Origin of the sequence: Paenibacillus polymyxa (assembly GCF_001719045.1) — a bacterium.
In the GTDB taxonomy this organism is placed as follows: domain Bacteria; phylum Bacillota; class Bacilli; order Paenibacillales; family Paenibacillaceae; genus Paenibacillus; species Paenibacillus polymyxa_B.
On sequence record NZ_CP015423.1, the window covers coordinates 4,140,443 to 4,157,146 of the forward strand.

Annotated in this window: 20 protein-coding genes; all 20 read left to right on the plus strand. The window is 46.4% G+C overall.

Annotated elements, in window-relative coordinates; genetic code table 11:
* Positions 1-21 precede the first annotated feature (21 nt).
* The 20 genes from AOU00_RS18510 (at position 22) to nikC (ending at position 16,621) form a co-directional block, all read left to right on the plus strand.
* Positions 22-666, plus strand: coding sequence for a LysM peptidoglycan-binding domain-containing protein (locus AOU00_RS18510; RefSeq protein ID WP_061830304.1), 645 nt, complete (start codon positions 22-24; stop codon positions 664-666).
* Complete coding sequence (locus AOU00_RS18515) at positions 663-1,640, plus strand: XkdQ/YqbQ family protein (protein ID WP_069291305.1); 978 nt, start codon at positions 663-665, stop codon at positions 1,638-1,640. The genes AOU00_RS18510 and AOU00_RS18515 overlap by 4 nt, the downstream gene beginning before the upstream one ends.
* Positions 1,633-2,040: a hypothetical protein gene (locus AOU00_RS18520; RefSeq protein ID WP_069291306.1), complete on the plus strand. Its 408-nt coding sequence runs from the start codon at positions 1,633-1,635 to the stop codon at positions 2,038-2,040. Before AOU00_RS18515 ends, AOU00_RS18520 begins: the two co-directional genes overlap by 8 nt.
* Positions 2,033-2,497: a DUF2634 domain-containing protein gene (locus tag AOU00_RS18525; RefSeq protein WP_069291307.1), complete on the plus strand. Its 465-nt coding sequence runs from the start codon at positions 2,033-2,035 to the stop codon at positions 2,495-2,497. Before AOU00_RS18520 ends, AOU00_RS18525 begins: the two co-directional genes overlap by 8 nt.
* Entirely contained in the window at positions 2,497-3,648 is a 1,152-nt protein-coding gene (locus AOU00_RS18530; protein ID WP_069291308.1) for a baseplate J/gp47 family protein, read from the plus strand. The genes AOU00_RS18525 and AOU00_RS18530 overlap by 1 nt, the downstream gene beginning before the upstream one ends.
* Positions 3,641-4,315 carry a YmfQ family protein gene (locus AOU00_RS18535; RefSeq protein ID WP_069291309.1) on the plus strand — a complete coding sequence of 225 codons (675 nt, stop codon included), beginning with the start codon at positions 3,641-3,643 and terminating at the stop codon, positions 4,313-4,315. Before AOU00_RS18530 ends, AOU00_RS18535 begins: the two co-directional genes overlap by 8 nt.
* A 1-nt stretch (position 4,316) precedes the next feature.
* The gene (locus AOU00_RS18540; protein WP_069291310.1) at positions 4,317-6,908 is read left to right on the plus strand and encodes a hypothetical protein; all 2,592 of its coding nucleotides are present in this window, start codon (positions 4,317-4,319) and stop codon (positions 6,906-6,908) included.
* A 12-nt stretch (positions 6,909-6,920) separates the two neighbouring features.
* The gene (locus AOU00_RS18545) at positions 6,921-7,532 is read left to right on the plus strand and encodes a hypothetical protein (protein WP_069291311.1); all 612 of its coding nucleotides are present in this window, start codon (positions 6,921-6,923) and stop codon (positions 7,530-7,532) included.
* A 61-nt stretch (positions 7,533-7,593) separates the two neighbouring features.
* Entirely contained in the window at positions 7,594-7,860 is a 267-nt protein-coding gene (locus AOU00_RS18550) for a hypothetical protein (RefSeq protein ID WP_069291312.1), read from the plus strand.
* Positions 7,861-7,901: 41 nt separating this feature from the next.
* Positions 7,902-8,033, plus strand: coding sequence for a hypothetical protein (locus tag AOU00_RS27495; RefSeq protein WP_257785347.1), 132 nt, complete (start codon positions 7,902-7,904; stop codon positions 8,031-8,033).
* Between the two features lie 52 nt (positions 8,034-8,085).
* Positions 8,086-8,853, plus strand: coding sequence for a putative phage tail protein (locus AOU00_RS18555; RefSeq protein ID WP_069292085.1), 768 nt, complete (start codon positions 8,086-8,088; stop codon positions 8,851-8,853).
* A gap of 42 nt (positions 8,854-8,895) precedes the next feature.
* Positions 8,896-9,285 carry a phage tail-collar fiber domain-containing protein gene (locus tag AOU00_RS18560; RefSeq protein ID WP_069291313.1) on the plus strand — a complete coding sequence of 130 codons (390 nt, stop codon included), beginning with the start codon at positions 8,896-8,898 and terminating at the stop codon, positions 9,283-9,285.
* Between the two features lie 15 nt (positions 9,286-9,300).
* The gene (locus AOU00_RS27160; RefSeq protein WP_237166206.1) at positions 9,301-9,978 is read left to right on the plus strand and encodes a phage tail protein; all 678 of its coding nucleotides are present in this window, start codon (positions 9,301-9,303) and stop codon (positions 9,976-9,978) included.
* A 14-nt stretch (positions 9,979-9,992) separates the two neighbouring features.
* Positions 9,993-10,280 (plus strand): hypothetical protein, encoded by a 288-nt coding sequence (locus AOU00_RS18570; RefSeq protein ID WP_061830295.1) that lies wholly within the window; start codon positions 9,993-9,995, stop codon positions 10,278-10,280.
* A gap of 59 nt (positions 10,281-10,339) precedes the next feature.
* Positions 10,340-10,483 carry a CD1375 family protein gene (locus AOU00_RS26340; protein WP_155765248.1) on the plus strand — a complete coding sequence of 48 codons (144 nt, stop codon included), beginning with the start codon at positions 10,340-10,342 and terminating at the stop codon, positions 10,481-10,483.
* A gap of 89 nt (positions 10,484-10,572) precedes the next feature.
* Entirely contained in the window at positions 10,573-11,019 is a 447-nt protein-coding gene (locus AOU00_RS18575; RefSeq protein ID WP_040101929.1) for a phage holin family protein, read from the plus strand.
* 157 nt (positions 11,020-11,176) lie between these two features.
* A complete protein-coding gene (locus AOU00_RS18580) occupies positions 11,177-12,142 on the plus strand; it encodes a glycoside hydrolase family 25 protein (RefSeq protein WP_069291314.1) in 966 nt (321 codons plus the stop codon).
* A gap of 842 nt (positions 12,143-12,984) precedes the next feature.
* The gene (locus AOU00_RS18590) at positions 12,985-14,640 is read left to right on the plus strand and encodes an ABC transporter substrate-binding protein (protein WP_069291316.1); all 1,656 of its coding nucleotides are present in this window, start codon (positions 12,985-12,987) and stop codon (positions 14,638-14,640) included.
* Between the two features lie 29 nt (positions 14,641-14,669).
* Positions 14,670-15,674, plus strand: coding sequence for an ABC transporter permease (locus AOU00_RS18595; RefSeq protein ID WP_069291317.1), 1,005 nt, complete (start codon positions 14,670-14,672; stop codon positions 15,672-15,674).
* Between the two features lie 35 nt (positions 15,675-15,709).
* A complete protein-coding gene (nikC, locus tag AOU00_RS18600) occupies positions 15,710-16,621 on the plus strand; it encodes a nickel transporter permease (protein WP_025720529.1) in 912 nt (303 codons plus the stop codon).
* Positions 16,622-16,704: the final 83 nt, after the last annotated feature.

Below are 16,704 nucleotides of genomic sequence, written 5' to 3' on the forward strand. Positions count from 1 at the left end.
CAATGGGGAAGGAGGAAAGAGATGGAATTTAGTTTAACGGATGGTAAAGGGAAAAAATTTCAGTTTCCGGTGAATCCTGAGGAAGTGACGATCTCACGGCAAAAGGGATTTGATACAACGACGATTTTATCCTATGGGGAGTTTGACTTCCCACAAGGGGAGAAGGTGAAGGAAATCTCCTTCTCTTCTTTTTTTCCGAAAGAATACAATCCAGCGTATTGCACATACAAAGATATCCCTGATCCGCAGGAGGCCATGAACACGTTGAATGGCTTTTTGTTATCCAAGAACCCGCTACGTTTTATTATTACGGAGACAGCCGTGAATGTGCCAGTAATTGTGGCATCTCATAATTCGATCTTTCGCGGCGGCGAGTATGGGGATGTGAATTTTGATCTGTCACTGCGGACCTGGAGTGATATGAAAGTTGCCAAAAAAGCTGGCGTCACGGGAAGTAAGGCGGCTGCGGTCAACAAAAAGCCCCGCACAGATATGAAAGAAAAGAAAAAAACATATACGGTTAAGTCGGGGGATTCCTTGTCCAAAATTGCCAAGTTGGAGTTGGGGGACAGTTCGCAATGGAGTCGTATTTATCAGCTTAATAAAAAGGTCATTGGACAAAATCCGAATGCAATTAAACCGGGGCAAAAGCTGGTGCTGTCATGAGCTATAAAGTCATTTTACAGGATAAATATGATTTGTCGCCGCTTGTGGAGAACATTAATTTGAGGGATTCGCTGGAGCAAATCGCCTATCAGGGCACGGTCAATCTGGTCGTTACGCCGGATATGCCCGCCATTTCCCCTGGGATGTCTATTCGGGTTAGCGGAATTCCTTATGGTAAAAAAGATTATGTTCCCTTGTTGTCCCCTGCAGTGATCTGGGAAGTAGAAACCTCTAACAACGGGCTCAAACGTATGACGCTGACGTTGTATGACCGTACGGTGTATTTGGACAAGTCCGAGGATGAATATTTACTTCCTGCCAAGCAGACGGCTACTCAGCGTTTTCAGAAGTATGCTAGGGACTGGAAGCTGAAAATCGCTTCATTGCCAGATACGAAAAAAACGCTGGGACGCGCCGTATACCGCACACAATCCATTTATTCTATGATGCTGGGAGATCTGCGCGAAACGGCAAAGGCGGGGGGAAAGCTGTATCATCCACGGATGATTTCTTCCGGCTTGGAGTTGTACGAGCTGGGAACGAACAAAGATGTGTATGCTCTGGAGAGAGTCACGGATACAACTCAATCCCGTACGCTGGAAGGTGCGGCCACAAGAGTGAAGGTACTGGCTACGGCTGCTAGTGAATCAGGCAATGAGGTACCGTCCAAGGTGATGGCGCTTGAGGAGAAGGACATTGCCAAATATGGGACACTTCAGGTGATCGTACAGGATGACGAAGTCAAGTCTGGTGCAGCAGCACGTGAGTTGGCCAAAAGTAAGCTGAGAGGCATACAGCAAACGATATCAGTAAATGCGCCGGATATGAATACGATCCGAGCAGGAGACGCGATAATGTTAGGCTCCGTAAAGTTATTGGTCATTTCGGTGAGCAGGGAATTGGGCAACCCTGGCAGTATGTCGCTGGAGCTCGGAACGTATGACGATGTAAAAAGGAGGTTTTACCTTGAATAAGGACCCCTATGGGCATTTGGCTACTGCGCTGCAATCTTCATTTCATAAGCATACCAAGCAAGCACTGAGTGGGGTAGGCGCGGTACTAGGAACGATCACCTCCACGGGACTCAAGCTGGACGATTTTAAACATGAGCTTCAGGATTATCTGGTCGCCGAGCTACCGGGGCTGCTGTCTGTACCACGTCATATGTATAAAGGCACCTCAACCGCAGTTGAATCGGAAAATTGGGAAGGAAAAGAGCTGAAAACTTCCTTTTATATTGGGGAGGACGAGCTGGTGGATGTGAATCTTAGCTTGAACGAAGGTCTTAAGCCCGGAGATCGTGTACTTGCGGTTCGGGTGAATAGCGGTAACGATGTAGTTGTTGTGTGCAAGGTGGTGAGTGGACGTGGCTAATTTATTTCCCGAAACAGATGATATGATCTGGACAGACACGGATATGACCGACCCGGATGTGCTGGAGGATAACCGCGCAGTATTTGGGCGAAGCTGGCGGTTTGATTTTGAGGCTGGCGAGTTTGTCATGAGTCCTAGCCGTAAAATCGTGACTACAGGCGAGAAAGAAGCCTGGGTACAGTGGTGTGAAAAAGCCATTCGCACTCCTCGCTACCGGCATGTGATCTATTCACCTGACTATGGTAGCGAGCTGGAGGAGCTGATTGGCAGCAGTTATGGGCACGGTGTGCAGGAAAGTGAAATTAAACGCATGGTCACGGAGGCGTTACTAGCAGATGCACGTACGGCTAGTGTGGATCAATTCACGTTTCGCTGGCAAGGTGAGGCGTGCCATTTTAGCTGCCAGATTACGAACGTGCGAGATGAAACGGAAATTGTGGAAAGTGTGGTGATCTAATGGCAGACTTGCCGGAATATTTGGTAGACCAGACGGAAGAGGGAATTTTAAATCGGATGTTGGAAAAAGTGCCTTCGGACATGGATAAGTCCGAGGGCTCTTTTATTTGGGATGCACAGGCGCCAGTGGCTTTTATGCTATCCGAAGCCGCAATCTGGGCGCAGGAGCTACTGCGACGTGGCTTTGCCAGCACCGCAGCCAGCGATAATCCGGATTTTCGCTCGCCGGAGTTGGATTTGCGGACAGCAGAGCATGGGGTGACACGGCGAGAAGCGGTTGCTGCCTCAGGTATGGTCACGTTCAAGGGCACAGCGGGAACGACCGTTCCGGCGGGAACGCTGGTGGCGACCCCGGCAGATGATGTATCCGGGGAAGCTTCCATTGAATATGCGACCACGGCATCGGTCACGCTGGATGAACAAGGTGTTGGGGAAGCAGCTATTCGGGCGGTCAATCCCGGGCGTAGCGGCAATGTGCCTGCGGGTGTCATCCAAGTGATGGCAACCCCAGTTAGCGGGGTCGCCTCTGTGATCAATACGGAGGAAACAAAAAGCGGTACAGACGTTGAGAGCGACCAGCTGTTGCTGGAGCGTTTTTATGCCAAGGTGCGGAACCAAGGCACAAGCGGCAACAAGGCGCAGTATACCCAGTGGGCGAATGAAATTGCTGGAGTGGGTGGCGTAGAAGTTGTTCCGCTCTGGAAAGGGCCAGGAACAGTGGGGTTATATGTACTGGATACGGACAAACGAGCAGCCAGCCCGGATATCGTGGCTGCGGTGCAAAAGTATATTGATCCGACGCAGGATGGGCAAGGAGAAGGGCTGGCACCAGCGGGTCCTGTGGTGACGATCATGCCAGCGACAGAAGTGGAAATTAACATCTCAGTCAAGGTACAGCGTACCAAAGAGAAGCCGTCCACATTGGATGAAATCAAAAAGCTGATCGAAAGCGGTGTGCGGACGTATTTGAAGCAGCTTGCTTTTTACAAGGAAGACCCGTTGGTACGGTATACCCGGATTTCTGCTGTTTTGCTCGACATTCCAATTATTATTGATTTCTCTGAACTGAAAATCAATGGACAGAGCAATCAGAATATTGAGATTGGATCAGGTCAGGTGGCAGTGCTGGGGACGGTGAGCGTCAGTGAGTAACAATGGAACGAACAGCTTTGAAGATTTATTGAATAACCCAGACCAGGGAAAACGTGCAAACCGTAGTGACACTTTTGTTAATCGGGTAACTATAGAGGGAGATACAGTGGGCCAAATGAGCAGCGAGCGGGGACGCGAGCTGCTTTCCTATTTGCCTGCCTATTATGAAACCTCACGTGTGATGCGTTCCGATATGGATGCTAAAGGAAGCGAATTGGACGCCTTGTATCTTGCAATGGATGCAACGGTGGGACAGTTTTTTGTACGTACCGCCACATGGGGGTTGGAACGCTGGGAAATGGAGCTGGGGATCGAAACCGACCTGGCGAAGCCATTGGACCAACGGCGTGCTGTGGTGGAATCGAAGCTGCGAGGGGCAGGAACCTTTTCCGGCCGGCTTGTCAAAAATGTAGCTGAAGCGTACGACGGAGGCACGGTAGATGTCACTTTTCATCCCGCCGAATGGGGATTTACGGTCAAATTTATCGATACCATTGGGATTCCGCCCAACGTGGAAGACCTTAAAGCAGCCATCGAGGAGATCAAGCCCGCTCACATGGCGGTGGAGTACAAATTACGCTACCTGACCATTGCTGAAGTTGAGTCTATGACCCTCTATGAAATTGAACATACAACCCAGGATAGATATTTAGGAGGTGGCGCATAGCATGGCAAGCGAAAAGACACCAAATCTTGGCTTAAATCAAATTGACCGCACATCGCCCAAAACCACGTATTTTGACCTGGAGAAGTATTTGGATCAAAACTGGCGAGCTGTAGACGATTTCGCAGGTGATGTGAATGATGGTGTGAATGAGATCAAGAAGCGTCTGGATACGACGGAGCGTAAGGCGGTGACTCTCGAACCCGGGGTGCAAATTGTTCATGCGGAAAAGGCATCGCCGTTTTCGCTGACGGGGATGAGCGGGCGTACGTTGGTGAATTTGTTGGGAAGATGGGGGAATTTGAGTAGCTTAAGGGTGGTAACACCGTATCAAGCTGATATAGCGCTAGATACTTTGAATAAAGGGACAATGCCTAATTCGTTAAAAGTAACGATCAAGCCTGGATATACCGTTGGAGTGGGGTTTTATAGTAATTTTAAATTTTTAGCTGGGAAATACTATGTTGCAATTGTAAGAGCTAAAGTAGGTAACGCTATAGATGCAGGAATCTCGGCTCCGAATGCTCTGGTAGAATCGAAAGTTGTAGTTACGGATAAGACTAACTTTGCTACGGCTTGGTTTAGGCTGGCACCTACCAGCGATATTATTACTAACATAGATTTGGTAACACAGGGTACTGTAGGACAGTATTCTTATTTTGAGGCTGCGCGTATCTATGAGATTTCTGCAGCAGAATATGCAGCATTAGCAACGATGACCGACGATCAAATTGACAACAAATATCCTTATGTAGATAGTGTAATGCCTGTGCGTAATCCATACGCGGTCCGGTACGGGGAGAATTTGGCCCCACACTCTTTTTATTCTTGGGACGCTACGGTCGGAACACCTCTTATTAAAGATAATCGAAATGTTGTTGTTTCTTCTTCGAATATAATGATATCTTCCATCTACCCATTAGTTCCGGGTCAGGCTTACACGGTTTCCGCTCAGTCGAGTGGAGCAACGGGTAGAATACATGTAAATATGCAAAACGAGACTGCGGTTATCGGTAATGTAACAGGTAGTGGAATTATATCTTATACATTCACAGTTCCGGCAGGTACTAAAGGTGTAGTGATCCGCTTGTTAGGCACATCCACTGCCGAAGTAACGATTTCAGACTTTATGTTCAACATCGGCAGTATTGCCAAACCATTCAAGCAGCATGAAGACTCCATGCTGGCACTGCAAACAGACCTGTACGCCGATCCAGTTACAGGGGCTAATGCTGATACAGTGTTTGAACGTGATGGGCAATATTATAAAAGCAAACGTTGGCACAGTATGACGCTTGACGGCTCGCTACCCTGGGGTTACTTCGATTCAGCCGCAGGCTACAAAGTTGTGCGGATACCTGCCACTAATGGAATGGTTGACAGTGAGAGGATAACAAAGTTTGACGGTAAGTTGGTTCAGCATGTTTTCCCGTTAAGCGGGCCGGATCAATCCCACCTTAGCCCAGAATCTGGTGTTGTGGGTCTGTCCATTTCTAGCGCAGACAGTGGATGGGGAGATAACTACACACCTACAACAGACGAAATAAAGGCGTATTTTATGGGCTGGAAGATGTATTTGGCTGGTCAAGGAGACGTTAGTAAGCCGTTTAACAATGAGGCAGTAGGGAAGGCGTGGTGTCCGCTTGATTCTATCTACGATTCGAACGGGGCCGCAGCAACGCTGTACGTAACTACTTTGCCGACAACAGCGATAACATCCTTGTCGTACGTAAGATATGGAAATTGGTCGGCATACCAACTCGTATACAAACTCGCAACGCCTACAGCAGAGCCTATCATATCCGAAGGGCAACTAACGTTCGTTGCGGGAGACAATCAGGTTGAAGTAGGTACGGGAATTGTGTTGCGCGAGCCTGCCGACGTATTTATGGAGACAGGAACTATGTTCGGCAACAGGATGAACATAAATAACGCCAGCTTTAGCGCGCGCTTGCTCAGGAACAGGTCTATACAACCGTTGACGGTATACAAAGATGGGGTCTTAGACACAAGATGGACTAAGGGCGTCGGATGGATCACGAGTGCAGGTACGTTATCGCAACTTTTGAATGCATCGGATAGCGACAGAGTATCGGCCTACAGTGTCACGTACTTTATGGTTGGTCTCTCACCCGTTGTGCCGTTCACAGGAATCTACGCAGCCAACGAAAAGACACTGCTGTTGGATTTGATAGACTGTGTGCAACAAGCAAATTTGCGCCTGTCTGTGGTGGAGAACAAAAAGGCGGACAAGGATAGCCCTTCCTGGATTACACCCACGTTGCTTAATGGCGTTACAGCAGAAACATCCTCAGTGGATATGTGGCCTCAGTACCTTAAAATGTCAGATAATCTTATTAAGATGCACGGGTCAATAAAGGTACCGACTTCTAATGCAACCGTTACATGTTTTAGGTTGCCGGAAGGATACAGGCCAAAAATACTAACGGTATTAACCTGCGCAGCATCTGATGCGGTGTCCGCTGACAAAACTGCCGTAATTGCAATATCCTCTGACGGACGTGTTGAAGTAGTAGGCAGAGGGGGCTATGGTTGGATACGTTTAGATGCCGTTCAATTTATAGCAGAAGTTTAAGGAGGATAATATATGAAAGCAGTACCTAAAGTAAATACAGATGGCCTCTATCTGGAGGACAAGCTAGTGGACGATGCCTTTTCGGGTATCGTCCCTTTTTATGCTCCATCTTCACTCATACTATCTGACACAGACCAGCAACAAGACATCTATATGCGTACTACCGATAAATCGAGTGCCATTGATGAAGAGAATACAGAAACCAGCCCTGCTGGCTATACGGTTGGTATTCCAGTTCCACCGGGCTTATATCATCCTCTGTTTGATATTCAAGGCTGGTTGACCTATGAAGCAGAATATAACGAAACTCTGATTGAGGCACAAAAGAAGTACGAGAAAATTAGTAAGGAATCGCAAGCTTCATTTCAGAAGTTGCATGTTGAATGGCAAAACAAGCTGGGAAATGAACGTGGAGACGAACCTATATATTCTGCTCCGGCTTTTTCGACTCCAGAACGAAGAGACCCAACGACGTTCTGGAGTGAAGGATTGAGTGAGGAAGCAATTAAGGAACTGACACAAAAAGCAGAGCAACAGCCAAGTGAGACAGATCAATTGAACCAGCGTATTGCAGATCTCGAAGTAACGCTGACCCAGCTCATGCTTGGTAACACAGGAAAATAACCATGTACTGACTCCTGTTTAGCCGCAAAATTCTTATTTAAAAAGAGATGAGGTCATAACTATGACTGCTTTAACAGAGACTCAATTGCGTATTTGTGCTTATGCTTGTGTTACCCGCTATGACCGGGGAGAAGGTAATATAGCAGCTATCATTGGATGCTACGCTTTAGATGAAAAACAACGTAAACAAGTGGAGGAAATGATTTTGTCCCATCGTTCTGATCTGGTATTGGATAACGTAGAGGAATCGTCATCTATGGGGGTTTCCAGTGCACAGCGAGAACCGGTTAAATGGTATAGCTCTATTTTTCGTAAAAAAACGGTATAGAGCAGAGAGCAAAAATGCCTGTACTCAAAGGAGGAGCGAGCATGTATGAAAGAACGGATCTGATTATAATGGGTTTCTCCAAGCTGAAAATGAACAGACAAAGCAATCCTTTTATAACGATTCAATTCGGTCAGGAGGTAGAACTGGGGATGGTGAGTATGGATGGATATTGACGAAAAAAAAGAAACTGTTATCCAAGATGTAACGGATGATTTTAGTAAACGAATGTTCAGTTCGCGGGGACCGGAGCTGTTTTCCTATCTTCCTGCATATTACGAAGCATCCCGTGTTATGCACGTCGATATGGATGCAAAGGGTAGCGAACTAGATGCTCTATACCTTGCGCTAGATGACACGTTAGCCCAGTTTTTTGTTCGCTCCGCCACTTGGGGGCTTGAACGCTGGGAAATGGAGTTGAGTATCCCGATCCATTTGGAAAAGCCGCTGGAACAGAGGCGATCCGTTGTGGAGTCAAAACTTCGTGGGAGTGGCAAATTTTCAGGGGATTTAATACGGAAAATCATGAGCTCATTTGGTGTCGATGGGGAAGTAGATTTTTATCCGGCTGAGTACAAGTTTGGTATAAGCTTTGAAAATAGAATCCCTGAAAATATGATTGATTTCAAAAAGATCATCGAGGATATTAAGCCTGCTCATCTTGCTTTTTATATGAATAACAAAACTAGGCTTGCATTTCTTCATGAGAATGAAATGGTTTCTCGTATTCGATTACGTTCAAGAGTTCGCTTTTTTGGTGGGAAGCCATGGTATTTAGATGGTGTCGAGTTACTGAACGGAATAGCTTCTTTGTCCGGGTGGACAGAGGAACCTATGCGCTATTTGAACCATACAAAACTAGTCATCAAGCATCGAGTGGATCATCATCAGGAAGGCAGAATGATAATTCGAGACCATTATTGGAAGTTAGATGGAAGTATGAAGCTTGACGGTAGTCAGATGTTAAGCTCAACCGAGAAAGTCATTTCAATCTAAACCAATATAACTTTTATTTTTAAGATAGAAAGGATGGTAAGTATGGCAGAACAAGTTTTGACAGTCACGACTGCATATGCAAGGGAACAAGTGGCTCGTGCCCGCGCTGAGGGAGGAACGCTGACAAAAGTAGTAAAAATGGCGTTTGGTAGCGGAGGTGTGGATCAAGCAGGGAAGCCACTGCCTTTGGATGGAACAGAACAGGTGTTGAAAAAGGAACTGGTTCAAAAGGAAATTACGAGCTTTGAATTTATTGCGCCTGCAACAATTCGATATACTTGCTCACTGGCAGAAAATGAATTGGCGGGTGAGACGATTAATGAGCTGGCTTTGGTAGATTCAGCGGGGAAGCTGACGGCTATCCGTACAATGAGCAATAAGATCAAGGATAGTGATATGGAATTTGTTTTTGAAATTGAAGACATCTATTAAGGAGGATGAAGAAGTATGAGCATACAACAGCCACGCAGATTTGTTACTACCGACCAGGGACATGCAGACGTCCTGAATGGACCGATTGATACCCTTTATGCTAACGATCTGGAATTGGCCGCACAGGTTGAAAATATCAAAAAGGACCCGGCTGGGAACGGTGTTGCTTCCAAGGAAGCGTTAGACAACCATGCCAGCAACACAGAGATCCATGTTACGGCAGCCAAGCAAGCGGTATGGAGTGCAACAGAGGGGAATGCCAAGAAGTATACAGATCAGTACGCTGCTCCCAAGCAGCATAGTCACCCAGCATCGGATTTGCCTTCTGCATCCACACAGGCTAGGGGGATTGTGCAACTTAATACATCTACCGGGAGCACAGCTACAGATCAGGCAGCTACTCCCAGTGCGGTAAAGGCAATAGGTGATGAATTAAGACAACTTATTAATAGTGTAAAGGAGACTGGTTCTGTGAAAAGCATACAAAGATTTAGTATTTCCAGTAATGTGCCTGACGGTATTGTAAATATTGCACCTGTCAATGTCGGAAAAGCAATGTTGAACTTAATAACTTACGGAGATGATGATAGCCATATGGCCAGCATTATAAGCCCAACGCAAGTCAAATTCACTCATGCAAGAGGCGGAGATTATTATATTTTTGCAAGTTTTGAAGTCATAGAATTTAATTAAGGTGGGGATGTTATATGAAATATTTTGCTCAGTATAATAATGATTGCGTAATATTCGCAGTATCACAGAGTATTGAAGCGCCAGCAGGTGATAAAGTAATTGAAGTTAATGGATACGAAGTATTAGGGAGTAAATTCCATCCGGATACAGGTGATTTCGAAAAGATTCCAGCACCGAGCCCTAAGCCAACTTTCGAGGAACAGCTCCGAAAAGAAATTGAGATATTAAAACAAGCTGATCTGGATAATAAAGAGACAATTGCAGGGCTGATTCAGCTCGTGATATCACAGCAGAATGTTTAAGTAGAATTTTAAAGATAGGTACTATTTACTTTAATATAATAACCAGAGGAGGTAATACGTTGGATAATAAAATTAAAAAAGCGTTCGCAGTAACTTTCGTACAACTTATTTTATCTGGTCGTCGTTCAATAGAAGATGTACCAGTAGTGCTCCAAGACATGGTTAAGGCGAATTTGGATTTAGCCAAAAATCAACAAGTATAAAAAGAATGCCCGCGCAGAGCGTTTTTTTAATGCCCTTGGACAACCAAGGGCATTCATTTTACACCTAGGTTCAAAAAGGGGGAACAAACATGCATGAAAAGATCGATCAGATTTGGCTGGGGTTTTCCACGGGGACCTTGATTGGTTATTTTTTTGGGGGGTGGACCACAATGTTGACGTTGCTGTGGTGGATGGTCGTGATCGACTTTTTCACCGGCTGGGCAGCGGCCTGGATTAATGGGGAGCTAAAAAGCCGCCAGGGGTATTACGGTATTTTTCGCAAGGTTACCGTGTTTTTGCTCATTACGGTAGCTCATCTAATCGACGGTATTCTCGGGGATGCACATTACTTCCGGGATGCCGTCGTTTTCTTTTATTTAGCGAACGAGCTGTTGTCCATTATTGAAAATGTGGGCAGAATGGGAGTGCCGATGCCGGATATTTTGCGGAATGCGGTAGCTATTTTTGAGTCCAAGTCGAGTGGAGAAAAAATAAAGCCAACCGACCCTTCCGACAAAGAAAATAAAGCTTCATAAAGTACCACCAGTGGCCACTACAAAATAGGCAGACTACCTTTTTGCCCTTTTTTCGGTGTAAAAGTGGAAAAGCCCAGACCGTATGGATGGTCCAAGCATATGGATAACAGAGACAAAGTGAGCTACAACATTATGAATGATAAGGAGGGAACGCCTTATGCAGAATCGCAGCCCTAACGCTGCCGAAGGCATTGACGTGTCCCGATATCAGGGAACAATTGATTGGAAGCGTGTACGAGCCGATGGTAAATCGTTTGCATTTATTAAAGCGAGTCAAGGACAGCGTTACGTCGATCCGACATTTATCACGAATGCAAAAGGGATCAAGGCAGCCGGGATTCTGCTGGGAGCTTACCATTTTGTAGATGCAACCACTGTAAATGCAGCAAAAGCGGAAGCCAGGCATTTCGCCGAGGTGCTGGATCAGGTGGGTGGTGCGAAAGCGCTGGACTTGCCAGCGGTCATGGATTACGAAAATAATCCGGGAGGGCTTAGCTCGGCCGCGATTCATGAGGTTGCGTTGGCATTTTTAACAGAATTTGAACGGGTAAGCGGCCGTAAGCCGATGGTATATACAGGGAATGCTTTTGCCGCCCATTTCAAAGCGTCATTGGATAGTTATAAGCTGTGGATTGCACGTTATAGTACACGGGTGCCCGGCGACACCACAGCATGGAAGAACTGGGACTTTTGGCAATACAGCGATAGTGGACGGGTTGATGGAATTCAAGGGCCGGTTGACCTGAATGTATACGCCGGAACAGAGGCCGAGCTACGCCAAGCATTTGCAGGAGAAGAGGGGGATGAGCCAATGACAGCAGAGGAAAAAGCGGCATTTAAGGCCCTGCAGCAACAGGTCGCCGCTCTTGAAAACAGCAAAGATGTGCTCAAGCAGACGTTGAATGAACAAAGCGCTTATATTAAAAAGGTGGATCAGCGGGTAGCTGAATTGGAGGGACGTCAGGCTATTCCTGTACCGACCTGGGCGAAGGAAGCGATGGCTGCCGCTGTTGCATTTAATCCGGCAAGCCCGATTGTGGATGCGAAACTGCCAAGCAGTTATGATTTTTATCGCTTACTGGTCGTACTGAACCGTCTGGGTGTGTTTAAAAAAAATAAATGATCTTTTGCAAATCTTATGCCCGGAAGGGATTATTTTCATGTGAACCAAGCCATACACCTGAAACGTAAATTGACAGGCGGTTCAAAGGCAACCGCCTGCACTTATTGTAAAGTAATGTTCTTCATGATTTCTACATAAGCTGAACTCGAACGCTTTAAAAGTGTGAATCATTGGGTGAAAATGCAGCATGTCTACCAGCCGGATCGAGCTGTAAAGGCCTCTGTATGTTTGTTTATTTCAGAACATACCTGGGAATTAGGATATAAAGGATGGGAATTGTATTATAAGGGGGAAATGTTCACGCATAAAGTGCCTGGCGATCATTTCTCTATCGTAAAAGGAGCCCAAGCCGTGACTGTAGGTTTGGTGCTGAATACATTTTTGAGGTAAGATCATACTCCTGCTTGGAGGTTGAAGACTCCAAGTAGGAGTATTTATTTGATATGATTGTATAAATTGGTTTGTAATATTAATTGACATGATGTATAAAAACATATGGTAATGTATGAAAAACCCCCTTGTCTGCTTCCAGATTTTATAGTAAAGTATCCAATAATCAACTTTGTTTGAGCATAATATTCACTGTTTGTGAGTATATATCACACTTTCACCACGACCTGACATACTCCTCTTTCTATTTATTACATCACATCTATTCATTACCCTACAGCATCTCTTACACCACTAGATTATGAACACTTCTGTCCTACTACACCTATTTGATGAACTCGGAATTTGGGACCACAGCTTGAGGACAAGCTTGCCATGTCAATCTAAAGGAATTGGCATTCATCCGGTATCAACGAATTAACAATATATAAGGTGTGAAAGGGGTTTGCTGCATGAGCAAAAAGTATGCGAAACACAAAATCTGGACCGTTCTGCTGGTGCTTGCGCTAGGAGCTGTTTTGGCGCTTTCCGGTTGTGGGGGATCAGGTGAAGGAGCAAAGCCAGAGGCAGGGAAAACACCAAGCGGAGCAGGAGAGGGCGTGCAGGACACGCTCATTTATGGACGCGGTGGAGATTCCGTGGCGCTAGATCCTGCTATTGTGACTGAAAGCGAGTCGCTAAAAATCGGAATGCAAGTGTTCGACACACTGCTGGAATATAAGGAAAATACAACGGAGATCCAACCGGGGCTTGCAGAGAGCTGGGAAGTATCACCGGATGGACTGGTCTATACGTTCAAGCTGCGTCAGGGTGTGAAATTCCATGATGGAAGTGACTTTAACGCAGAAGCGGTTGTGTTTAACTTTGACCGCTGGGCTGATCCGAAAAGTCCATACAAATTTGAAGGTGACTCGTTTGACTATTATGATTCTATGTTCGGTCCTGAAGGAAGTAGGGTGATTAAGGAGGTTAAAGCGGTAGATGCGAATAGCGTCCAGTTTACACTAAACAAGCCGCAGGCGCCGTTTTTACAAAATATCGCTATGCCATCCTTTAGTATTTCAAGTCCCAAGGCTATTCAGGAGAAAAAGGCTGATTTCAAAAGTAATCCGGTCGGCACGGGGCCTTTTGTATTTAAGGAATGGAAACGGAACGATACCATCACGCTGGAGAAGAATCCAAACTATTGGAAAGAGGGGCAGCCGAAGCTGGCTAAGATCATTGTTCGTTCCATACCCGACAATACCGCACGATTTAATGCTCTGCAAAACGGGGAAATTGACCTGATGGAGGATTTGAACCCGGATGATGCAAAGCAGTTAGACGGCAATAGCGATTTGGTGAAAATTGAACGTCCCTCCTTTAATGTGGCGTACATTGGCTTTAATTTAAAGAAAAAAACATTCAATAATCCCAAGGTGCGGCAGGCACTGAATCACGCAGTGAACAAGCAGGCTATTATTGATGCATTGTTTGCAGGGCAGGCCAAGCCTGCGGTCAATCCGATGCCACCTACGTTATGGGGGTACAACGATAGTATTCAGGACTACGCCTATGATCTGGATAAGGCTAAATCTTTGCTGGCGGAAGCGGGCTTTCCTAACGGGCTCCCCGAGCCTTTAACCTTCTATGCAATGCCCGTATCTCGTCCTTATATGCCTGACGGCAAAAAGGTGGCAGAGGCCATTCAAGCCGATTTTGAAAAAATAGGCGTCAAAGTAAACATCCAATCCCCGGAATGGGCTACGTATCTGGATGATCTTAAGGCGGGGAAAAAGGATGATCTGTACATGCTGGGTTGGAACGGGGACAATGGCGACCCGGATAATTTCCTTTACACATTGCTGGACAAGGATACGATCCCAGGCAATAACCGTAGTTTTTATGTGAATGAGGAACTCCACAAAATATTGGTGAAGGCGCAGGTTGAGGTCGATCAGGACAAGCGTGCGGAAATGTATAAAGAAGCACAAGTGATTATTAAACAGGATGCGCCGTGGATTCCATTGGTTCACAGCACACCGCTGATGGCAGGTAAAGCGAATCTCAAGGGTTTTGTACCTTCTCCGGCAGGTATTGAAGCGTACGGAAATATTTATTTTGAATAGCCCAAACGCAAGCAGGCGGTGAATAGGATATGAACTCATATATTGTAAAAAGACTGGCCATATTGATTCCTGTATTACTGGGCATGACGCTCATCGTTTTTTCCATTATTCATGCCATTCCGGGAGATCCGGCCGAAACCATACTGGGAGATAAGGCTACGGAACAGTCCAAGCAGGCGCTACGTGAGCAATTGGGGCTGAATAAGCCGTGGTTACAGCAATATGGGACCTATTTAGGTGAGTTGGCACAAGGGGACTTGGGCGATTCCATTCGCACCAAGCAGCCGATTGCCCGGGAAATGGTCCCTTATCTGGCGGCTACGCTGGAGTTGACAGTAGCAAGCATGTTTTTTGCCGTTGTAGTCGGAATGAATGCCGGCATCGTGAGTGCCTGGAAGCGAAATTCCTGGTTTGACTATGTGAGCATGGTCATTGCACTGGTCGGAGTATCGATGCCGATTTTTTGGCTGGGCTTGATGGAGCAGTGGATCTTTGCAAATAAACTGCATTGGCTTCCTTCCATCGGACGCATGAATTCCCGTGATCCGGTGGAAGCTGTGACACATTTAGCCGTGATTGATGCGTTCATAGGTGGGCGTATGGATCAGGTATGGACCGTCATCAAGCATTTGATCCTGCCCAGTATCGCACTTGGAACGATTCCAATGGCGGTCATTGCGCGCATTACTCGTTCCAGCATGCTCGAGGTTATGGATGCGGACTATATCCGTACGGCTCGGGCGAAGGGGCTGGCATCTTTTCAAGTTGTGTACAAACATGCGCTTAAAAATGCTGCGATCCCCGTACTTACTGTCATCGGTCTTCAGACTGGATCACTACTGGGAGGCGCGGTACTAACAGAAACCATTTTTGCCTGGCCCGGCATCGGACGGTACATTTTTGAAGCGATCAGCTCGCGTGACTATCCGGTTATTCAAAGCGGAATTCTGATCATAGCGTTCCTGTTCGTCATCATTAATCTGATTGTCGATTTGCTGTACGCGGTGCTCGACCGGCGTATCCGTTATCAGTAATCAAGTCGTCAATTGTTCAAGGGGGAGCTTGTCCGATGTCACAATTTTCAATGGAACCCAACAACATACCGACGACACGCAGCACATTGGCGCATTTGCCTGTCGTGACTGGCCCTTGGAGAGACGCATGGAGGGCTTTCCGTCACAATAAAATGGCGTTCGTCGGCCTGAGCATTATTATCTTCTTTGTCATCATTGCTTTGATCGCGCCGTGGATTGCACCTTTTGACTATAAAGAGCAAAATTTGGTGAGCCGTTTGCAGCCTCCTTCTGCGGAGCATTGGTTCGGTACGGATGATCTCGGTCGAGATTTACTGACTCGCACGCTGTATGGAGCCAGAATCTCGTTGTGGGTCGGTTTCTTGTCTGTTATTGGTTCAATGATTGTAGGAACAGCCTTAGGTTTAATCGCAGGATTTTACGGAAAATGGGCAGATATGGCCATTTCGCGGCTATTCGACATTTTACTGGCATTTCCGGGGATTTTGCTGGCCATTGCTATTGTGGCCATTTTAGGGCCTTCATTGGAAAATGCGTTGTACGCCATTGCCATTGTCAATGTGCCAACCTATGGACGGTTAGTTCGCTCTAAGGTGCTAAGTGTCAAAACGGAGGAGTATATCACTTCTGCTAGAGCGCTTGGAGCCAATAATACAAGAATCATCCTCCGCTATATTTTGCCTAACAGCCTGACACCAATCATCGTACAGGGAACGTTGGGGATCGGAACGGCCATCATTGAAGCGGCAGCGCTTGGATTTCTGGGCTTGGGTGCACAACCTCCTGAGCCAGAGTGGGGTAAAATGTTGTCCGATTCGCGGCAATATATCCAGAACGCGCCGTGGACAGTTATTTTTCCGGGGGTATCTATCATGCTGACCGTATTGGGCTTTAATCTGATGGGGGACGGCCTGCGGGATGTATTGGACCCGAGGGCAAAGCGTTAGAGCAAAAGTGGTGAGGTATATAAAACTGAGAAAGAGGTGTTCTCTGGCCTGAAGCAAATGGCTGGAGAACACCTTTTTTATAT